Source organism: Streptomyces sp. NPDC057424 (assembly GCF_042803315.1).
In the GTDB taxonomy this organism is placed as follows: Bacteria; Actinomycetota; Actinomycetes; order Streptomycetales; family Streptomycetaceae; genus Streptomyces.
On sequence record NZ_JBHVCP010000048.1, the window covers coordinates 1 to 18,213 of the forward strand.

13 protein-coding genes are annotated in these 18,213 nt (G+C 71.3%); 1 reads left to right on the plus strand and 12 read right to left on the minus strand.

Annotated features, from left to right (window positions below):
- Positions 1–189 precede the first annotated feature (189 nt).
- Entirely contained in the window at positions 190–1,578 is a 1,389-nt protein-coding gene (locus ACFU3E_RS29440) for an OFA family MFS transporter (RefSeq protein WP_384164749.1), read from the plus strand.
- 257 nt (positions 1,579–1,835) lie between these two features.
- On the opposite strand, the gene ACFU3E_RS29445 is transcribed toward ACFU3E_RS29440, so the two are convergent.
- The 12 genes from ACFU3E_RS29445 to ACFU3E_RS29500 form a co-directional block, all read right to left on the minus strand.
- Positions 1,836–2,888 carry a sugar phosphate isomerase/epimerase family protein gene (locus ACFU3E_RS29445; protein WP_384164752.1) on the minus strand — a complete coding sequence of 351 codons (1,053 nt, stop codon included), beginning with the start codon at positions 2,886–2,888 and terminating at the stop codon, positions 1,836–1,838.
- 81 nt (positions 2,889–2,969) lie between these two features.
- On the minus strand, positions 2,970–4,388 hold the full coding sequence (locus tag ACFU3E_RS29450) for an alkaline phosphatase family protein (RefSeq protein ID WP_384164755.1): 1,419 nt from the start codon (positions 4,386–4,388) through the stop codon (positions 2,970–2,972).
- Positions 4,385–5,554, minus strand: coding sequence for a metabolite traffic protein EboE (gene eboE / locus ACFU3E_RS29455; RefSeq protein ID WP_384164758.1), 1,170 nt, complete (start codon positions 5,552–5,554; stop codon positions 4,385–4,387). The genes ACFU3E_RS29450 and eboE overlap by 4 nt, the downstream gene beginning before the upstream one ends.
- Before the next feature lie 3 nt (positions 5,555–5,557).
- Entirely contained in the window at positions 5,558–6,463 is a 906-nt protein-coding gene (locus ACFU3E_RS29460; protein ID WP_384164761.1) for a TatD family hydrolase, read from the minus strand.
- Positions 6,463–7,215 (minus strand): EboA domain-containing protein, encoded by a 753-nt coding sequence (locus ACFU3E_RS29465; protein ID WP_384164764.1) that lies wholly within the window; start codon positions 7,213–7,215, stop codon positions 6,463–6,465. Before ACFU3E_RS29465 ends, ACFU3E_RS29460 begins: the two co-directional genes overlap by 1 nt.
- Positions 7,212–8,333 (minus strand): sugar phosphate isomerase/epimerase family protein, encoded by a 1,122-nt coding sequence (locus ACFU3E_RS29470; RefSeq protein WP_384164877.1) that lies wholly within the window; start codon positions 8,331–8,333, stop codon positions 7,212–7,214. Before ACFU3E_RS29470 ends, ACFU3E_RS29465 begins: the two co-directional genes overlap by 4 nt.
- A gap of 248 nt (positions 8,334–8,581) precedes the next feature.
- Entirely contained in the window at positions 8,582–9,616 is a 1,035-nt protein-coding gene (locus ACFU3E_RS29475; protein ID WP_384164767.1) for an SCO3242 family prenyltransferase, read from the minus strand.
- On the minus strand, positions 9,613–10,797 hold the full coding sequence (locus ACFU3E_RS29480) for an inositol-3-phosphate synthase (RefSeq protein WP_384164770.1): 1,185 nt from the start codon (positions 10,795–10,797) through the stop codon (positions 9,613–9,615). Before ACFU3E_RS29480 ends, ACFU3E_RS29475 begins: the two co-directional genes overlap by 4 nt.
- Before the next feature lie 84 nt (positions 10,798–10,881).
- Positions 10,882–14,613 carry a ThuA domain-containing protein gene (locus ACFU3E_RS29485; protein WP_384164774.1) on the minus strand — a complete coding sequence of 1,244 codons (3,732 nt, stop codon included), beginning with the start codon at positions 14,611–14,613 and terminating at the stop codon, positions 10,882–10,884.
- Positions 14,614–14,876: 263 nt separating this feature from the next.
- On the minus strand, positions 14,877–15,875 hold the full coding sequence (locus tag ACFU3E_RS29490) for a sugar phosphate isomerase/epimerase family protein (protein ID WP_384164777.1): 999 nt from the start codon (positions 15,873–15,875) through the stop codon (positions 14,877–14,879).
- 13 nt (positions 15,876–15,888) lie between these two features.
- Entirely contained in the window at positions 15,889–17,100 is a 1,212-nt protein-coding gene (locus ACFU3E_RS29495; RefSeq protein ID WP_384164780.1) for a Gfo/Idh/MocA family protein, read from the minus strand.
- Between the two features lie 55 nt (positions 17,101–17,155).
- Positions 17,156–18,202 carry a substrate-binding domain-containing protein gene (locus tag ACFU3E_RS29500; protein ID WP_384164784.1) on the minus strand — a complete coding sequence of 349 codons (1,047 nt, stop codon included), beginning with the start codon at positions 18,200–18,202 and terminating at the stop codon, positions 17,156–17,158.
- Positions 18,203–18,213 lie beyond the last annotated feature (11 nt).

Genomic DNA, 18,213 nt, shown 5'->3' on the forward strand with positions numbered 1-18,213 from the left:
GGTGGCGGTGCTCGGCGCGATGTACCGCTGGGCGGGGGCGGGGGGGGGGCGGGGGGGGGGTACAGGTGGTGCGTGCGGGGGGGGCCGCCCGCCGGTGCGCGTCGGCCGGCCCCGGGACCCGCACGCGCACGAAAGGCATGGGACAGGGGGCGCTGGCCAGATCTTTCGACGCAAGGGGTGCGACACGACATGACAACGACCGATCTGCCCACCACGGTTCCCTACCGGGAGGTCACCGACGCGAACGGTCGCGTCTACCGCCTCGGTGAGACCGACATCGACATCATGGGGCGCAAGCGCAAGTGGATGGTGATCCTGCCCTGGATCGGCATGATGGGCATCTCCTCCGCCGAGTACGCGTTCGCGTCCGCCGAGGACACCCTGCACACGGCGCACAGCTGGAACAGCATGCACATCTTCTGGATGATGACCGTCTGGGTCTTCTTCCAGGCCGCGGTGGCCTTCCCCGCGGGCAAGCTGCGTGAGAGCGGAAAACTGCCGGCTCGCTGGGCCATGATGCTCGGCGCGACGGGCACTCTGCTGGGCTACCTGTCCCTCGCCTTCGCGCCGCACGTCGTCTTCGCCTACATCGGCTTCAGCATGTTCAGCGGCATGGGCGCGGGCATGGTGTACGCGACCTGCGTCAACATGGTCGGCAAGTGGTATCCGGAGCGCAAGGGCGGCAAGACCGGCTTCGTCAACGGCGGTTTCGCCTACGGCTCGGTGCCGTTCGTCTTCCTCTTCAACGGCTACATGGACCTGACCAACTTCCGCTGGGTGCTGGTCTCGGTGGGTGTGCTCCTGGCCGGAATGGTCGCGTTCTCCGGCTACTTCTTCAAGGATCCGCCGAAGAACTGGTGGCCCGGCACCATCGACCCGCTGAACCCGCGGGACGACCCGCGTGCGGCCCGCTCCCTGCGGATGAACCCGCCCGCGGTGCACCAGTACTCCCCCAAGGAGGCCTGGAGGACCGGCCGGGTGGCCCTGATGTGGTTCTGTCTGGCCTGTACCTCCGGCGTGAACATCTTCGGTATCGCCTTCCAGGTGGAGATCGGCGAGGAGGCCGGATTCGCGGGCGGGATCGTCGCCACGGCCATGTCCCTGAAGGCCATCGTCAACGGCACCGGCCGCGGTGTCATCGGCTGGCTCTCGGACCTGTACGGCCGCAAGCGGTGCCTGCTCGTCGTGTGCGTGATCCTGGGCCTTTCCCAGTACGGCATCCTCTGGTCGGCGAACGCCGAGAACCTTCCGCTGTTCCTGGTCTTCTCGTCGATCTCCGGCTTCGGCGGCGGTGCCATCTTCCCGATGTTCGCGGCGCTCACGGCCGACTACTTCGGTGAGAACAACAACGCCTCCAACTACGGCATGGTCTACAGCGCCAAGCTCGTCTCCGGCCTGGGCGCCGGCATGGGTGCCGTGGTCGTCGGCGCCTGGGGGCACTCCGGTGCCTTCATCCTGGCCGGCTCCATCTCGCTCTTCGCCGGCTGTATGGCCCTGTTCCTGACCCCGCCGGGACGCGACAAGAAGACGGGCCGCATCTCCCCCAACCCGCAACCGCTCGGCGAGGACACAGCGTGACCTGACGGCAGGTCCTGGATCTCATCGGCTGCCACGTCGAGATCGTGGTCGTGGCCTGAGCGGTCTTCTTCACGGAACCGCCGAAGATCGGGTGGGGGGCGGCATTGCCCCGTCGGCCTGCTCCGGCGACCGGAAGAACGCCGCGGGCCTCGGGCTGCGTCAGCCGGGGCGGCAGCAAGCGGTGGGCTGAGGGCCGTTCCACACATGAGGAGGCCCCTCCCCGTCCGGGGAGGGGCCTCCTCATGCCCGTACGCCGGTCAGCACTTCTCCCTCAGGGAGTGCAGGTGCGCGCTGGAACGGCGCGCGAACGTGAAGGACTCGGCCGGGTTGTCGTGCTCGGCCTGCCAGTGGTGGGCCATGCGGTGGCCGCGCAGCCGGGTCACGGCGGAGATGAACCGCTGGTAGTCGATGTCCCCGTCGCCGACGTCGGTCATGCGGTAGCCGTACGGGTTCGACGGGTCGCTCTCGCCGTCCTTGACGTGGAAGAGCGGGTAGCGGTCGGGCCGCCTGAGGACGTAGTTCAGCGGCTCGAACGGCGCGGGTGTGCCGTCGGGCCGCTTGGAGAAGCGGAACTGGCCGACGTACGCCCAGTAGATGTCCATCTCCAGGTAGACGAGGTCCGGGTCGGTCTCCCTGAGGAGGATGTCGTAGAGGCGGACCTTGGGGTTGTCGGTCGCGAAGGAGAACTCCTCGGAGTGGTTGTGCTGGTAGAACTTCATGCCCCGGGCCCTCGCCGCCGCGCCGTAGGTGTTGAAGTCCTCGGCGGCACGCTTCCAGGCGTCGACGGTCGAGCCGTAGCGGAACGGTCCGGCGGCCGTGCCGATGTGCTTGAGGCCGAGGGCCTGGGCGTCGTCGAGGACCTTGGTGAGGTTCTGGGCGAAGGTGTAGGCGTTCGGGTCGTCGGAGTAGTAGCCGACGTGACTGCCGATGGGGTTCAAGCCGTGGTTCCGGGCCAGCCGCTTGAGCTGGGCGAGGGTGATGGGGCCCGCCGAGCCCTGGGTGTAACCGGCGAACTCGACCTCGTCGTAGCCGTACCGCTCCAGTTCGGCGAAGACGGGGCCGAAGCCGAGGGTGGAGACCTTGTCACGCAGGCTGTAGAGCTGGATGCCGAGGCGGCCGGGCGGCAGGACGGGGCGGCCACGGCCCTTGGCGCCGGAGGCGGTACCGGTGGACGCCGTCGTGGCGGCGGCGGTCGCGGGGGCCGCGGCACCGAGCAGGGCGGCTGCGGTGGCACCGGCGGCCACGCCGAGCATGCCTCGTCTGCTGAGGCGGTCGCTGAGCTCGGGGTCGGGCTGGGAGAAGCGGCTCATGCGTGGAACTCCTCGTGATCGCGGGGCGTTGTCAGTGGTGAGTGCTTCACTTGTGACCGGTCGTGACCGAGGGTTTCGACCTCAGCCGAGACCGGCGAGTCGGAGCAGCAGTGACTTCACATCGGTGGCCGCGAGGCGGTCGCCGACAGCACGGGGGGTGGAGCAGATGAGGAGCGGACCGTCGTCGTCGCTCGCCGGGAGGCGGCCGTGGCTGCCGCGAATAGGTGAGGGGTCCAGGGGCACGACCGCCATGCGGTAGCGCATGCCGAGCTTCTTGCGCGCCAGTGCGGTGGCCGCCTTGACCTTGACGTACGGGTCGAGGGGATCCATGAAGAGCTCGACCGGGTCGTAGCCGGGTTTGCGGTGGATCTCGACGAGTTGCGCGAAGTCGGGCGCGTGGTCGTCGTCGAGCCAGTAGTAGTACGTGAACCAGGCGTCGGGTTCCGCCACGGCGACGAGTTCGCCGGCGCGCGGATGGTCGAGGTGATGGGTCTTCTTGCCTTCGTCGTCCAGGAGTTGGTCGATGCCGGGCAGACCGTCGAGTGCGGCCCGGGTGGCATCCAGGTCCTCGGGACGGCGCACGTAGACATGGGCGATCTGGTGGTCGGCGACCGCGAAGGCGCGGGACGCCATCGGGTCGAGGTACTCCATGCCGTCCTGCGTGTGCACCTCCAGCAGGCCGGCGCGGCGCAGGGCGCGGTTGATGTCGACGTGCCGGTTCACGCGGGTGATCCCGTACTCGGACAGTGCGACGACGGTACGGCCCTCGGCGCGGGCGTCGTCCAGCAGGGGGGCCATGGCGGCGTCCAGGCCGGCGGCCGCTTTGAGGGAGCGCGGGTCGTCGGGGCCGAAGCGCTGCAGGTCGTAGTCGAGATGAGGGAGGTAGCAGAGCGTCAGGTCGGGATGCCGGGTGCGGATGATGTGGCGGGTCGCGTCGATGATCCACCGGCTGGAGACGAGGTCGGCTCCGGGGCCCCAGAAGTGGAACAGGGGGAACGTGCCGAGCTCTTCGGTGAGTTCGTCGTGCAGCGCGGCCGGCCGGGTGTAGCAGTCGGGTTCCTTGCGGCCGTCGGCGTAGTAGACCGGACGGGGGGTGACGGTGAGGTCGGTGTCGGCGCCCATGGCGTACCACCAGCAGATGTTCGCGACGGTGTAGCCGGGGTGGGCGCGGCGGGCGGCGTCCCAGAGCTTGTCACCGGCCACGAGCCCGTTGTGCTGGCGCCACAGCAGGACGTCACCGAGTTCGCGGAAGTACCAGCCGTTGCCGACGATGCCGTGCTCCGAGGGCATGGTGCCGGTGAGGAAGGTGGACTGGGCGGCGCAGGTGACGGCGGGCAGGACGGTGCCGAGCGTGGCGCGGGAGCCGGACTGGCCGAGCGCCTTGAGGTGGGGCATGTGGTCGAGGAGACGGGGGGTGAGACCGACGACATCGAGGACGAGGAGCGGGATGGGGCGGTCCGTGGCGGCCGGGGCGGGGTGCTCATGGGTGCCGGTGCTCATGGCAGCTCCTTCAGGCCGAGGTCCGTCAGCAGGTCGCGGGCGAGGGTGAGTTCGGCGGCGATGCCCTCGGCGAGCTGGGTGCGGCTCCTGGGACGCAGCTCCGGCGGGAGGGCTTGCCAGGTGTAGGTCTCGACCTCCAGGTGGCGGGTGAGCGGGGCCGGTCCGCCGACGAGCCCGGTCAGTGCGGATGTGAGCACCGCAAGGGTGGAGGTGAGGGGCGCGGCGGGGGCCGCGTGCAGGGGGACGTGGAAGTGGGCGCGCCAAGGTGAGGCGTCCGGCAGGGCGTTGCCGGCGACGGCCTCGTCGAGGTCGTCCGTGGCGCGCAGGCCGGCGGCGGTGGCTGTACGCGTCTGGTGCAGGAAGCGGGGCTCGGCGAAGGCGGCGAGGGCCTCGCGGACCTCGGGGAGGTGAGGGTGCTCGGCGTGCAGGGCGGCGGAGAGCTGGGATTTGACGACGGGGACGCGGGCTGCGGTGAGCGTGTCCAGGGCGGTGTGCGGTTCTTCGAAGGAGGTGGCGAGATGGCAGGTGTCGACGCAGATGCCGATGCGGTCGTGGCCGATCGCGGTGAGCGGGGCGATGGCGTCGTGGGTGGTCTCGACGACGCAGCCGGGCTCCGGTTCCAGGCCGACGCGGATCGAGCGGCCGGTCAGTTCCTCGAGGGCGTCGAGGCGTTCGGCGAGGGTGCGCAGCGCGGTGCGGGCGGTTTCCGCTCGTTCGTCGTCGTACGCGGTGCGCCAGGCGAGGGGCAGGGTGGAGATGGTCCCGTCGGTGACGTCGTCGGGGAGGAGCCCGGCGAGGACGCGGGCCAGTGCAGTGGTGTGGTCGAGGCGTTCCGGGTCGGCCCAGTCCGGCTTGTAGACGCGGTACTTCACCTCCTCGGCGCCGAAGCCCTCATAGGGGAAGCCGTTGAGGGTGACGACCTCGAGGCCACGCCGGTCGAGCTCGGTGCGCAGCCTGCGCAGTGCGGAGGGGTCGGTGACGAGGGCGTGCGCGGCGTCCTTGGCCAGCCACAGCCCGATACCGAGCCGGTCGCGGCCCAGGCGGCGGCGGACGGGCTCGCAGTGGTCGCGAAGCTGGGCGAGGACGCCGTCGAGGGTTTCGGCGGGATGGACGTTGGTGCAGTAGGCGAGGTGGACGGTGGAGCCGTCGGGGTGGCGGAAGCGCATGGTTCACGCCTCCGCGGCGGGGACCGGCGTGCCGGGTCCGGTGTCCGGCCCGTGCGGGTCCTTGGGCGCGCCGCGGAGGATGGAGTTGCCCTCATGGGTGGCCTCCGTGCCGGTGACGTCGAGGTTCAGGCGGCCGCTGAGACCGTAGAAGGCGACCGGGTTGCGCCACAGCACCTGGTCGACGTCGTCCTCGTCGAAGCCCTCGGCCAGCATCAGGTCACCGACCTTGCGGGTCTTGAGGGGGTCGCTCTTTCCCCAGTCGGCGGCGGAGTTCACCAGGACCTGCCCGGTCCCGTGGGCGCGCAGGAGCGCGACCATGCGTTCCTCGTCCATCTTGGTGTCGGGGTAAACCGAGAAGCCCAGCCAGCAGCCGCTGTCCCTGGCCTCCTTGACGGTGGTCTCGTTGAGGTGGTCGACCAGGACCCGGTCCGGGGCCAGCGCGGACTCCCGGACGACGTCGAGGGTGCGGCGCAGCCCGGCGAGCTTGTCGCGGTGCGGGGTGTGCACGAGGGCGGGCAGGCCGTGGTCGGCTGCGAGCTGGAGCTGTGCGGCGAGGGCGGTGTCCTCGGCGGGGGTCATGGAGTCGTAGCCGATCTCCCCGACCGCCACCACGTTGTCCTTGACGAGATACCGCGGCAGTTCGTCGAGGACGGGCAGGCAGCGCGGGTCGTTCGCCTCCTTGGGGTTGAGGGCGATCGTGCAGTGGTGGGCGATGCCGTACTGGGCGGCGCGGAAGGGCTCCCAGCCGAGAAGGGAGTCGAAGTAGTCACGGAAGGAGGCGGGCGAGGTGCGCGGCTGGCCGAGCCAGAAGGACGGCTCGACGACGGCGCGGACACCGGCGGCGTACATGGCCTCGTAGTCGTCGGTGGTCCGGGACGTCATGTGGATGTGGGGGTCGAAGATGCGCATCAGGACTCCTTGCCGTGGGGGTGGTCCGTGCCGGGGGCCGGAGTGACGGACTCGGTCAGGTCCAGGACGCGGTACAGGTCCTCGGGGACGGAGCGGCCGGCGGCGGCACGCTCGGCGGCGTAGTCGCCCAGCATCCGGGCGAGTTCACCGTCGCCGGCGGCGCGCCGGGGCAGGTCTGCCACATGGTCGACGGGGACACCGGTGAACAGGCACTTCAGAACGGCGTGACGCCACGCGTGGGCGGTCAGGTGCCGGGCGGCGTAGGGACCGACGGCGGCACTGAGGAGCCGGGTGTCGTGGGTGCGCAGGGCGTCCTCGATCAGCGGGAGGGCGCCCGGGCCGGCCACGAGGTGGGGCAGGGCGTACAGCACGGCTCGGCGCTCGTCGGCGGTGCCCTGGAAGTACACCCGGGTCAGGGCGCCGGCGTCGGCGCGGGCCGCCTCCAGGATCAGGACCCGGGCGGTGTCGGCGTGCGCGGGTCCGCAACGCCGGCCGGCTTCGGCGAGTCGCAGCTCCCACACGGAGATCGGCCCGTGCAGGCCGGGGTGGGCGACGGCCTCGTCGAGGGCGTGGTCTAGCCAGGTGCGCGCGGCCGGGTCGAGGTGGGTGGTGAGGTGGCGGCGGAGGTCTGTGAGTGACGGGTGGGAGGTGAGGGCGGTACCAGGGGTGGGTTCGCCGGTGTGGGTTCTGGGGCTCGGGGCGTCCTGGGTGTTCTCGGTTCTCGCCGCGGGCGTGGCCCGGGGGTGGGTCATCTGCTGCTCCCTTCAGGGGCGGTGGAGGGAGCGCCGTGGGGTGGCGCGGCCTGCTGGAGGGCCTGAGCGGGACCGGGTGGCACGGTGGCCGCGGTCTGCTCGGCGTGGCGGAGGAACGGGAGGGAGTGTGCGGCGAAATGAGGGCCTGCGTGGGAGTGGCGGGGCAGCTCGACGACGGTCAGGCCCTGGTAACCGGTGGCGGCGAGGGCCGTCAGGACGGGTGGGAAGTCGATCTCCCCGTCCCCGAACGGGAGGTGTTCGTGGACACCGCGCCGCATGTCCTCGATCTGCACGTGCCGCAGCCAGGGGGCGGCGGCCCGCACGCAGTCGGCGGGAGAGAGGGGTTCGAGGCACTGGCAGTGGCCGATGTCCAGGGTCAGGCCGAGGGGTTCGGGGTCGCCGAGAGCACTGCGGAGGTGATGGAAGTCGGCCAGGGTGGCGAGGAGGTGGCCCGGCTCAGGTTCGACGGCCAGCGGGACGTCGGCGGACACGGCGGCGTCCAGGACAGGGGTGAGGGCTTCGGCGAGCCGCTTCCACGCGGTGGCGGTGTCGGTGCCCTCCGGCACGATCCCGCTGAAGCAGTGCACCGCGTGGGCGCCGAGGTCGGCGGCGACCCGGACGGCCCGGGCGAGGAGGTCGACGCGGCGGGCCCGGTCGTCGGGGTCCGGGTCCAGCAGGGACGGGCCGTGCTTGCGGCGCGGGTCGAGCACATAGCGGGCGCCCGTCTCGATGGTGACGCCCAGCCCGAGCGCGTCAAGCCGGTGCGCGACCTGGCGGGTACGGGCCGCGAGGTCGGGGGCGAGCGGGTCGAGATGCATGTGGTCGAGGGTCAGTCCGACGCCGTCGTAGCCGAGGTCGGCGAGGAGGGAGAGGGCGTCGTCGAGCCGGAGGTCGGCGAGCCCGTTGGTGCCGTAGCCGAAGCGGAGGGAGGGGTGGGCGCCGGACTGGACGGTGACGGGGTGGGGCGAGGCGGTGCTCTGGGCTGTGGTGGAGGGCGAGGCGGTGCTGTGGGCCGTGGAACAGGGCAAGGCGGTGCTCTGGGCTGTGGAGCCGGGCGGGACCGCGGCCTGGACGGCCGGGCGGGGCGAGACGGCGCTCTGCGCGGTGGAACGGGGCAACGCCGCGGCCTGGACGGCGGAGCTGGGCGAACGCGCGCTCTGGACGGCCGGGCGATGCGAGACCGCGGTCTGGACGGCGGAGCGGGGCGAAGCCGCGGCCTGGACGGCGGAGCGGGGCAACGCCGCGGCCTGGACGGCGGAGCGGGGCGAACGCGCGCTCTGCACGGCAGGGCGATGCGAGACCGCGGTCTGGGTGCTGGGGGGTCGTGAAGCCTCGGCTGGGTTCTCGGAAGGTCGGGCTTCGGGGCTCATGTGACGCTCACCTTCTTCGCGAACCGGGCTCCCAGCGGGGCGAGGGCGGCGATGAGGAGTGCGGTGGCCGTCCCCCGGGAGCGGGCGGTGAGGGTGGCCTGGAGGGGGATCGTGGCGCGGATGCCGGCGCCGACGGCACGCTGGATGAGAGGAGGTGAGGGGTTCAGGGCGGCGTGGACGTAGGGGCGGGCGGTCGTCGTGGCGTAGACGGCTGCGAGACCGGTGGTGAGCAGCGCAGGGGATTGCCGCCCTGGGCACCCGGCAGTTCGGGGACCCGTCGGCCCGTGGTCGGTTGCCTGCGGGCGACCTCTCGTCAGCCCGGCGGGGCGGCGCGTCACCAGTCGGGTCAGCAAGGCCGTCGTCGCGAGGGCCGCCAGGGGGGCCAGCGGCGTGCCGCCCCGGGCCTCCTGCCGGGAGACCGTCGTGACGGCCAGGGTGTGGGTGCCGAGGAGGGTCGCGGAGGGCAGGGCCGGGCGGGTGCTGCCGGTCGTGGCGGCGGCTCCGAGGAGCAGGTCGAGGCCGCGGGCCGCGCCCATGGCCACAGGCCCGGCGGGCGTGTGCTTGAGTCCGAGGTCGTACGCCCAGACGGTTGCCGCCAGCGGTGCGGCGACGGCCAGGGCCGGGCGGCCCGCGCGCGCGGCCAGGGCCAGTCCGGCGCCGGTGAGGGCGCAGGCCGCGGTGAGTGCGGCGGCGGGCCGGACGCGGCCGGAGGGGAGGGGGCGGTGCGGGCGTTCGACGGCGTCGATGTCGCGGTCCGCCCAGTCGTTGAGGGCCATGCCGGCCTCGTAGAGGCAGAGGGAGGAGCCGATGGCGAGCAGGGTGCGGGAGCTGGGTGCCGCGCCGGTCGCGGCCGTACCGGCCAGGACGTCGCCGGGGACGCTGAACAGGGCGGGCAGACGCAGGAGTTCGGCCCAGGCACGGCTCCGGGACGAGTGGCTGCACGCGCGGGAGGCCGGGTCTCCGGCGGTGGCTTCGGGCGCGGCTGCGGACGCCCCGTCGGGGCAGCCGCACGGGCTCTCGCGCCAGGTCACAGCGCTTCCCCCGTCTCCTCGGTGTCCCTCACCGGCCGCGCGGCACGGTCCTCTCCACCGGCCCGCCCCAGGCTTCGCCCGAACCGGACCAGTTCTTCGTACTGCTCGGACAACCCCGAGGGCCCCTCCCCCACCGGGTCCTTGAAGTAGAAGCCGAGGGCGTCGAGCGGACCGGACACCCCCGTCTCGTGGGCGCGGGCGGTGAGACGGGCCAGGTCCAGCACCAGGGGTGCCGCGAGCGCCGAGTCGCAGCCCTGCCAGATGGTCTGGAGGATCATGCGGGTACCGAGGAAACCGTCGAAGGCGATGTGGTCCCAGGCGGTCTTCCAGTCGCCGAGGGCCGGGACGTCGTCGATGTGCACCTCGCCCTCGGGGACGGTACCGAGGGTGTCGGCGAGGACGCGTTCCTTGCCCGCGTTCTTCGCCGCCGCGGCGGCCGGGTCGGCGAGGGCCGCGCCGTCGCCGCCGCCGAGCACGTTCGTACCGGACCAGGCCCGGACCCTCAGTGCCCGCTGCGCGAACATCGGGCCCAGCACCGCTCGAAGCAGCGTCTGGCCGGTCTTGCCGTCCCGGCCGGCGTACGGCAGGCCGCTCCGCTCGGCTTCGCGGGCGGCGACGGGGTGGTGCATGCCCTCTGAGGGGGTGAAGTTGATGTAGGGGCAGTCCGCGCGCAGGGCGGCCAGTGCGTACAGGGTGCTGGCCGGCAGTGGGGCAGCGGGGCCCTGGGACGCGGGTTCGGTGGAGGCGACGTTCACCACCACGGCTCGCTCCAGTGCGTGGCGGTGGATGAAGTCGCGTATGTCGCCGGCGAAGGCCGTGATCAGTTCGGCCTCGCTCCTGGTGTCCCCCGGCGTGGGGCCGCCGGGCCTGATCTCCCGGTCGGCGGCGGTGAGTTCGGCGGCGACGGCGGTCGCGACGCCCGGTGGGAGGACGCCCCCCGCGGTCAGGGTCTCGGCGCGTTTGGGCAGGGGGCAGTCGAGGGTGTCGTGGCCGCCGAAGACGAGGTCGGACAGTGCGGGCAGACCGCTGTCGGTGAGCGCCGGGGTCTCGGTCACCATGCCGGTGGGCGGGTGCAGTCCCGCGGTGACGGCGGCGCACCCTGTGACGACGGTGGTGGCGACGGAGCCTCGGGCTCCGATCAGCCACACCCCCACACGCGGTCGGGAGAGGGACGCGGACATGGGCAGCCTCCTGATCGTGCGCGAGCCCCGGGGGGAGGTACGGGGACGGCGGGCGGGGGTCCGGCGTCCCCCGCCCGCCGCCGTTCAGCCACCCTTGACGGGCAGTTCCTTCAACTGGATGTTGCGGAAGGAGACCTGGTCGTCGGCGCCGTGGTTCTGCAACCCGATGTAGCCGTCGGTCAGGCTCCGCTGGGGGTCCTTGTTGGTGAAGTCGTTGATCTTGACTCCGTTGAGGAACACCCGGAGGCGTTCGCCCTGGACCTTGATCTCGTAGGAGTTCCACTGGCCGGGCGGCCGCAGAACCTGGTCACGGGCCTTGATGTCGGCCGACTTGAACGAGTAGACGGAGCCCGTGGTGCGGTCGGGGGCGTCCGTGGCGTCGATCTGGATCTCGTAGCCCTTGTTCACCGCGGACCAGGGGTCGTCGGAGGCCGGGAAGCCCACGAAGATCCCGGAGTTGTCGTCGCCCTGCATCTTCCAGTCGAGCTTGAGCGAGTACGACGTCAGCTCCTTGGCCTGGTACCAGAGCAGGCCCATGCCGCCCTCGGACTCCAGGGTGCCGTCCTTGACGTTGAACGTGCCGGGGCCGGCCTGCTTCCAGCCGTCCAGGGTCTGGCCGTTGAAGATCTTCCGGTAGTCCTTGCCCGGCCTGCAGTCCGCCTTCACCTGGCCGGTGGCGTACTGGAGGCCGCCGAGCAGATGTGCGCGGAAGGCCGCGTCGGCGTAGGACTCCTTGGTGTGGCCGCCGCCGGTGTAGAAGGACCGGCCGCCGCCGTAGCTCTGGCACCAGGCGATGGGATGGTCGCCCTTCATGGTGCCGCCCTGGTAGGTGGTCTCGTCCAGGGTGGCGAGGACCTTGGCCTTCTCACGCGGGTTGGTGCGGTAGTTGTACCACTCGTCGGTGCGCTCCCAGGCGTCGTCCAGGTGCCCGGTGGACGGGTGGTCGTGGTCCTCGACGCGGACGGTGGCCTTCTGGATGGCCGGGTGCGAGTGGAAGTAGGCGCCGACGAGGCCGCCGTAGAACTCCCAGTCGTACTCGGTGTCGGCTGCGGCGTGGATGCCCATGTAGCCGCCGCCACCCGCCACGTAGTTCTCGAACGCCTTCTGCTGCTCGGCGTTGAGGACGTCACCGGTGGTGGACAGGAACGCCACCGCGTCGTACTTGGCGAGGTTGGCCGTGGTGAACTGCCTTGCCTCCTCGGTCGCGTCGACCGTGATGCCCACCGGGCCGCCGAGCTCCTTCAGCGCGGTGATGCCGGCCGGGATGGAGTCGTGCCGGAAGCCGGCGGTCTTGGAGAAGACCAGGAGCTTCTTGCCGCCCTTGAACGGCTCCTTGGAGAACTCGAAGTCGTCCACGTCGTACAGCGCGCCCTCGCCGCCCTTGAAGACCAGGTAGATGTCCGTGGTCTTCCTGGGAAGCGACCGCAGCGGCACGTCGACGTTCTGGAAGGTCTCCCAGCCGCCGGTCGGCGGGATGTAGGCCGAGCCGTGCAGCGGTCCGTCGGGCGAGCCGGTGCGCAGTTCGACGAAGCCGCCGGCGCCGCCGGAGGAGGCCCGTACGGTCATCTTCTTCTGCCCGTCGAACCGGTAGGGGGCGAAGGAGATCCAGTCGCCGTCGTTGATGTCGCCGACGGTCTTGCCGCCGTTGGCGCCGGTCTTGTCGATGACCGAGACACCGGACTGGGTGGTGAAGTGCTCGCCCTGGCGGTGCAGCGGCTGGAGGACGGTGCGGGCGGTGCCGGTCAGGGCCTCCTGCCCGTTGGCCCCGCCGTCGGTGTAGGCGGCGCCGACGACACCGTAGATGTTGGCGTTGGGGTCGTGGCCGCCGTCACCGGCGGGCGGCGTCAGGGTGCCCTCGCAGCCCATCTCGCTGGTCAGCTCGTGGGCGTGGGAGTCGTGGCCGAGGCTGTAGGAGACCTTGACCCTGGAGCAGTCGACCGTCTCCTCGGGGTCGGTGACGGTCACCTTGAACGGGACGGGCTTGCCGAACTCGGCCAGGGCGCCGTTGCCCGGGACGACGATCCTCACCTTGGGCTCGGTGTTGCCGACGACGATCCGGACGCTGGCGTTGCCGGTGTTGCCCTCGGGGTCCTTGGCGGTGAAGGTGGCGCTGTAGGTGCCGACCTTCTTGTACCGGTGGATGGGGTTGAGGCCCTCGCCCCTGGTGCCGTCGCCGAAGTCCCAGCTGTAGGTGAGGTCCGGGGAGTCGGCGTCCTTGGCGGAGGCGGTGAACTTGACCTTCAGGCCCGCCGCACCGGACGTCTTGTCGGCGCTGACCTCGGCGATCGGGGAGAAGCCGTCCTCGGCGTTCTCGATCCGGTACAGCGCGGAGTGCTCGTCGCCCTGGAACCAGGAGACGCCGTAGTCGAGGACGTAGAGCGCGCCGTCGGGGCCGAACTCCATGTCCATGATCTGGGTGCCGGTCCACGGGAAGTCGTTGATCTTCGCGACGGAGCCGTCGGGTCCGTCCGAGGTCTGCTCGATCCGCTTGATCCAGCGGCGGCCGAACTCTCCGGCGAAGAAGTCGCCGTCGTACGCCTCGGGGAACTTCACGCTGGAGTCGAGCTCGGGGTCGTAGCGGTAGACCGGGCCGGCCATCGGGGACTCGGAGCCGCTGCCGAACTCGGGTACGGAGCCGCCGTCGTACGGGATCCAGGCGGCCTGCGCGGGCGGCAGGTCGACCAGGCCCGTGTTGTACGGCGAGGTGTTCTTCGGGGCGTCGCAGTCGAACGTCTCGCCGGACTCCTTGGTGGCGAAGTCGTAGTCGACGTAGGCGTCGTTGTCGCCGGTGCAGAAGGGCCAGCCGAAGTTGGTGGGCTTGGTCACCTTGGCGAACTCGACCTGCCCTCCCGGACCGCGGTTGGGGTCGGCGGCGCCGGCGTCGGGGCCGTAGTCGCCGACGTAGACGGTGCCGGTCTTGTCGTCGACGCTCATCCGGAACGGGTTGCGGAAGCCCATCGCGTAGATCTCGGGGCGGGTCTTCTCGGTGCCCGGGGCGAAGAGGTTGCCGTCCGGGACGGTGTACGAGCCGTCCTCGGCGACCTTGATCCGCAGGATCTTGCCGCGCAGGTCGTTGGTGTTGCCGGAGCTGCGGCGTGCGTCGAAGGCCGGGTTGCGGCCCTCGCGTTCGTCGATCGGGGTGTAGCCGTCGGAGGCGAAGGGGTTGGTGTCGTCGCCGGTCGACAGGTAGAGGTTGCCGTCCGCGTCGAAGTCGATGTCGCCGCCGACGTGGCAGCAGGTACCCCGGGAGGCCGCGACGTCCAGGACCTTCTTCTCGCTGGACATGTTCAGCGTGCCGTTGGGGTTCAGCACGAAGCGGGAGAGGCGGTTGACGCCGTCGAACTTCTTGAAGTCCTCGGCGGTGCCGGTCTCCGGGGCGTCGCCCGCGGGGGTGTCGAGCGGCGGGGCGTAGTAGAGGTAGATCGCCCTGTTGTTCTTGAAGTCCGGGTCGATGCCGACGCCCTGGAGGCCTTCCTCGTCGTGGCTGTAGACGTCGAGCCTGCCGGCGACCTTGGTGACGCCGCCCTGGTCGGTGAGGCGCAGCGTGCCGTCGCGCGAGGTGTGCAGGACGCTGCGGTCCGGGAGCACGGCGAGCGACATCGGCTCGCCCGTCTCGGGTTCGCCCTTGGCGAGCGGTACCTGCTGGAACTGCCCTTCGGCGGCTGCCGGTTCGTCGTGCTCCGGGTGACCGGGGTGGGCGCCGGCGACGGTGGCCGGGGTGCCCACGGCGAGGAGCAGGCCGGTGAACAGGGCGACGGTGGTGCGAAGCCTGGGCCGCCTGGGGGTGCGGGCGCTTCTGGGTGTGGTTCTGTGCACGAAGTCCCTCCGGGAACGGGGTGGGCCGTACGGGGTGGGTGCGAAGACGTGCGGTGCGGGCGCCGGGGTGCGCCGTCACCCCGGAGGTGTATGTGTCCTGAACACATCAAGGACGGTAGCCGTGTCCGTCCGGGGCGAACACCCCTTGGGACGGACTCGGTCGCCCTTTCTCCCAGCTCAGGACAGAGCAGGATCCGTGCAGGTCGGAGGGGGGCCCGGCGGTGCTGCCGGTCCTCGTCCCCGACCTGCGCCGGGTGCGTGGTTCAGCTGTTGAACGCGGCGTCGAAGGACGCGCTGGGCGGTTCGAAGTCGAACGCCTTGAGGCGGATCAGGGCCTCGGGGGCGCCCTGGAGACGGTCCATGCCGGCGTCCTCCCACTCGACCGAGACGGGGCCTTGGTAGTCGATGGAGCGCAGCATCCGGAAGACGTCCTCCCAGGGAACGTCGCCGTGCCCGGCGGAGACGAAGTCCCAGCCGCGCCTCGGGTCGCCCCAGGGCAGGTGGGAGCCGAGGCGGCCGTTGCGGCCGTCGAGGCGCTTGCGGGCCTCCTTGCAGTCGACGTGGTAGATCCGGTCGCGGAAGTCCCAGAGGAAGCCGACCGGATCGAGGTCCTGCCACACGAAGTGGCTGGGGTCGAAGTTGAGGCCGAAGGCGGGGCGTCGGCCGACGGCCTCCAGGGCCCTCTGGGTGGTCCAGTAGTCGTAGGCGATCTCGCTGGGATGGACCTCGTGCGCGAACCGCACGCCCTCGGCGTCGAAGACGTCCAGGATCGGGTTCCAGCGGTCGGCGAAGTCCTGGTAGCCCCGCTCGATCATCGCGTCGGGTGCGGGCGGGAACATGGCGACCAGGTGCCAGATGGCGGAGCCGGTGAAGCCGATGACGGTGTCGACCCCGAAGGCGGCCGCCGCCCGGGCGGTGTCCTTCATGCGTTCCGCGGCCCGCTGCCGGACTCCTTCCGGATCTCCGTCGCCCCACACCTCACCAGGCACGATGGCCTGGTGGCGTTCGTCGATGATGGCGTCGCAGACGGCCTGGCCGACCAGGTGGTTGGAGACGGCCCAGCACTTCAGGCCGTACTTGTCGAGCAGGGCCCGGCGGCCGTCGAGGTAGCCGGGGTCGGCAAGCGCCTTGTCGACTTCGAAGTGGTCGCCCCAGCAGGCGAGTTCCAGGCCGTCGTAGCCGAAGTCGCGGGCCAGGCGGCAGACCTCCTCCAGGGGCAGGTCGGCCCACTGGCCGGTGAACAGGGTGAAGGTGCGCGGCATCCTCGTGGCCTCCTCAGACCGCGATCGGCGTGTAGACGGAGTTCTTCTCGGCGCTCTCCTCGACTGCCGCGAGCACGCGCTGCACCTGCAGCCCGTCGGCGAAGGAGGGTTCGGGCCGGCGGCCCCCGGCGATGGCGTGCACGAGGTCGCGGGCCTGGTGGACGAAGGTGTGCTCGTAGCCGAGGCCGTGGCCCGGCGGCCACCAGGCGTCCAGGTAGGGGTGGTCGGGTTCGGTGACGAGGATGCGGCGGAAGCCCGCCTCCGCGCCGGGCTCGGTGCCGTCGTGGAAGGACAGCTCGTTGAGCCGCTCGAGGTCGAAGGCGAGGGAGCCGCGCTCCCCGTTGAGTTCGATGCGCAGGGCGTTCTTGCGGCCGGTGGCGTAGCGGGTGGCCTCGAAGGAGGCGAGCGCGCCGGAGGGGAAGCGGGCCGTGAACAGGGCGGCGTCGTCGACGGTGACCTGGCCGGTGCCTGCGGAGGTGACGGCGGACAGCCCGCTCGTGGCGCCGGTGGGCAGGGGCCGTTCGCGCACGAAGGTCTCCGTCAGCGCGGAGACGCCCGCCAGCGGCTCCCCCACCAGGTACTGCGCGAGGTCGACGATGTGCGCGCCCAGGTCGCCGAGCGAGCCCGAGCCGGCCTGCTCCCTGCGCAGCCGCCAGGTCAGCGGGAACTGCGGGTCGACCAGCCAGTCCTGGAGGTACGTCACGCGCACGTGCCGCAGCCTGCCCAGGCGGCCCTCGGCGACCATGCGGCGGGCCTGGGCGGTGGCGGGCACCCGACGGTAGTTGAATCCGACCATCGCCACCTGGCCGCGTGCGTGGGCCTCTTCGGCCGCCAGCACCATCGAGGTGGCTTCCTCGACCGTGTTGGCGAGGGGCTTCTCGCACAGGACGTGCTTGCCCGCGGCCAGGGCGGCGAGGGCGATCTCGGCATGGCTGTCGCCGGGGGTGCAGATGTCGACGAGGTCGACGTCGTCCCGTTCGACGAGGGCCCGCCAGTCGGTCTCGGTGGAGGCCCAGCCGTGCCGGTCGGCCGCCGCGCGCACGGCGGCGGCGTCCCGGCCGCAGATCACGGCCTGCACGGGGTTCAGCGGCAGATCGAAGACGCGGCCCGCGGTGCGCCAGCCCTGGGAGTGGGCGGCGCCCATGAAGGCGTAGCCCACCATCCCCACGCGCAGGGGTGGCTTGCCTGCCTCGGTCCCTTCTGGCTGCGCTTGCGGCTGTCCCATACGGGTGTCCTCCTCGTCCTGGTCGGGGTGGCGCACGTGGGGGGTGCGGGGTGGCTCACTTGAAGCCGGTGGACATGTACTGGTCGACGTTGGTCTTGTCGACGACGGCCGAGTAGAGGGTGAGCGACGACGGGATCTCGAACTCGGCCAGGCCGCCGATGCCCTTGCTCTGGCCGAGGGCGCGGGCGAGGTCGATCGCGGAGGCGGCCATGGTCGGCGGGTACAGCACGGTCGCCTTGAGCACGCCGTCGTCCTGCTTGATGGCCTGGAACGCGGAATGGGCGCCGGCTCCGCCGACCATCAGGAAGTCATCGCGTCCGGCCTGCTCGATGGCGCGCAGCGCGCCCACGCCCTGGTCGTCGTCGTGGTTCCACAGGGCGTCGAACTTCGACTGGGCCTGGAGCAGCTGGGCCATCTTGGCCTGCCCGGACTCGACGGTGAACTCGGCGGCCTGCCGGGCGACCTTCTTGATGTTGGGGTAGTTCTTCAGGGCGTCGTCGAAACCCTGGGTGCGCTGCTTGGTGAGCTCCAGGTTGTCCAGGCCCGCCAGTTCGATGACGCGGGCGCCGGACGTGCCCTTGAGCTTCTCGCCGATGTAGTGCCCGGCGTTGAGGCCCATGCCGTAGTTGTCACCGCCGATCCAGCAGCGGTAGGCCTGCGGGGTGTTGAAGATGCGGTCGAGGTTGACGACCGGGATGCCGGCGCGCATGGCCTTCAGGCCGACCTGGGTGAGGGCCTTGCCGTCGGCCGGGAGCACGACCAGGACGTCGACCTTCTTGTTGATGAGGGTCTCGATCTGGCCTATCTGCTGCGCGGTGTCGTTGGAACCCTCGGTGATCTCCAGGGTGACGTCGGAGTACTTCTCGGCGCGGCTCTTGGCGTTGTCGTTGATGGCGTTGAGCCAGCCGTGGTCGGCCTGCGGGCCGGCGAAGCCGATGGTGACCTGCTTGCCGGGCTTGTCGTCGGCGGCCGGCTGGTTGTTGCCGGCCGGTTCGTCCTCGGAGTCGGAGGGCTCGTTGCTCGTGCACCCCGTGAGGAGGGCACCGGCGGAGACGGCGGCCGCTCCGAAGAGCAGCCCTCTGCGGCTCGTGATCTCTGGCATGGCGGGGAACC

Bases quoted from the DNA above. Each gene is read 5' to 3' on its own strand.
- ACFU3E_RS29440 (WP_384164749.1), top strand. From the start codon at position 190: ATGACAACGACCGATCTGCCCACCACGGTTCCCTACCGGGAGGTCACC.
- ACFU3E_RS29445 (WP_384164752.1), bottom strand. From the start codon at position 2,888: ATGAGCCGCTTCTCCCAGCCCGACCCCGAGCTCAGCGACCGCCTCAGC.
- ACFU3E_RS29450 (WP_384164755.1), bottom strand. From the start codon at position 4,388: ATGAGCACCGGCACCCATGAGCACCCCGCCCCGGCCGCCACGGACCGC.
- eboE (WP_384164758.1), bottom strand. From the start codon at position 5,554: ATGCGCTTCCGCCACCCCGACGGCTCCACCGTCCACCTCGCCTACTGC.
- ACFU3E_RS29460 (WP_384164761.1), bottom strand. From the start codon at position 6,463: ATGCGCATCTTCGACCCCCACATCCACATGACGTCCCGGACCACCGAC.
- ACFU3E_RS29465 (WP_384164764.1), bottom strand. From the start codon at position 7,215: ATGACCCACCCCCGGGCCACGCCCGCGGCGAGAACCGAGAACACCCAG.
- ACFU3E_RS29480 (WP_384164770.1), bottom strand. From the start codon at position 10,797: ATGTCCGCGTCCCTCTCCCGACCGCGTGTGGGGGTGTGGCTGATCGGA.
- ACFU3E_RS29490 (WP_384164777.1), bottom strand. From the start codon at position 15,875: ATGCCGCGCACCTTCACCCTGTTCACCGGCCAGTGGGCCGACCTGCCC.
- ACFU3E_RS29495 (WP_384164780.1), bottom strand. From the start codon at position 17,100: ATGGGACAGCCGCAAGCGCAGCCAGAAGGGACCGAGGCAGGCAAGCCA.
- ACFU3E_RS29500 (WP_384164784.1), bottom strand. From the start codon at position 18,202: ATGCCAGAGATCACGAGCCGCAGAGGGCTGCTCTTCGGAGCGGCCGCC.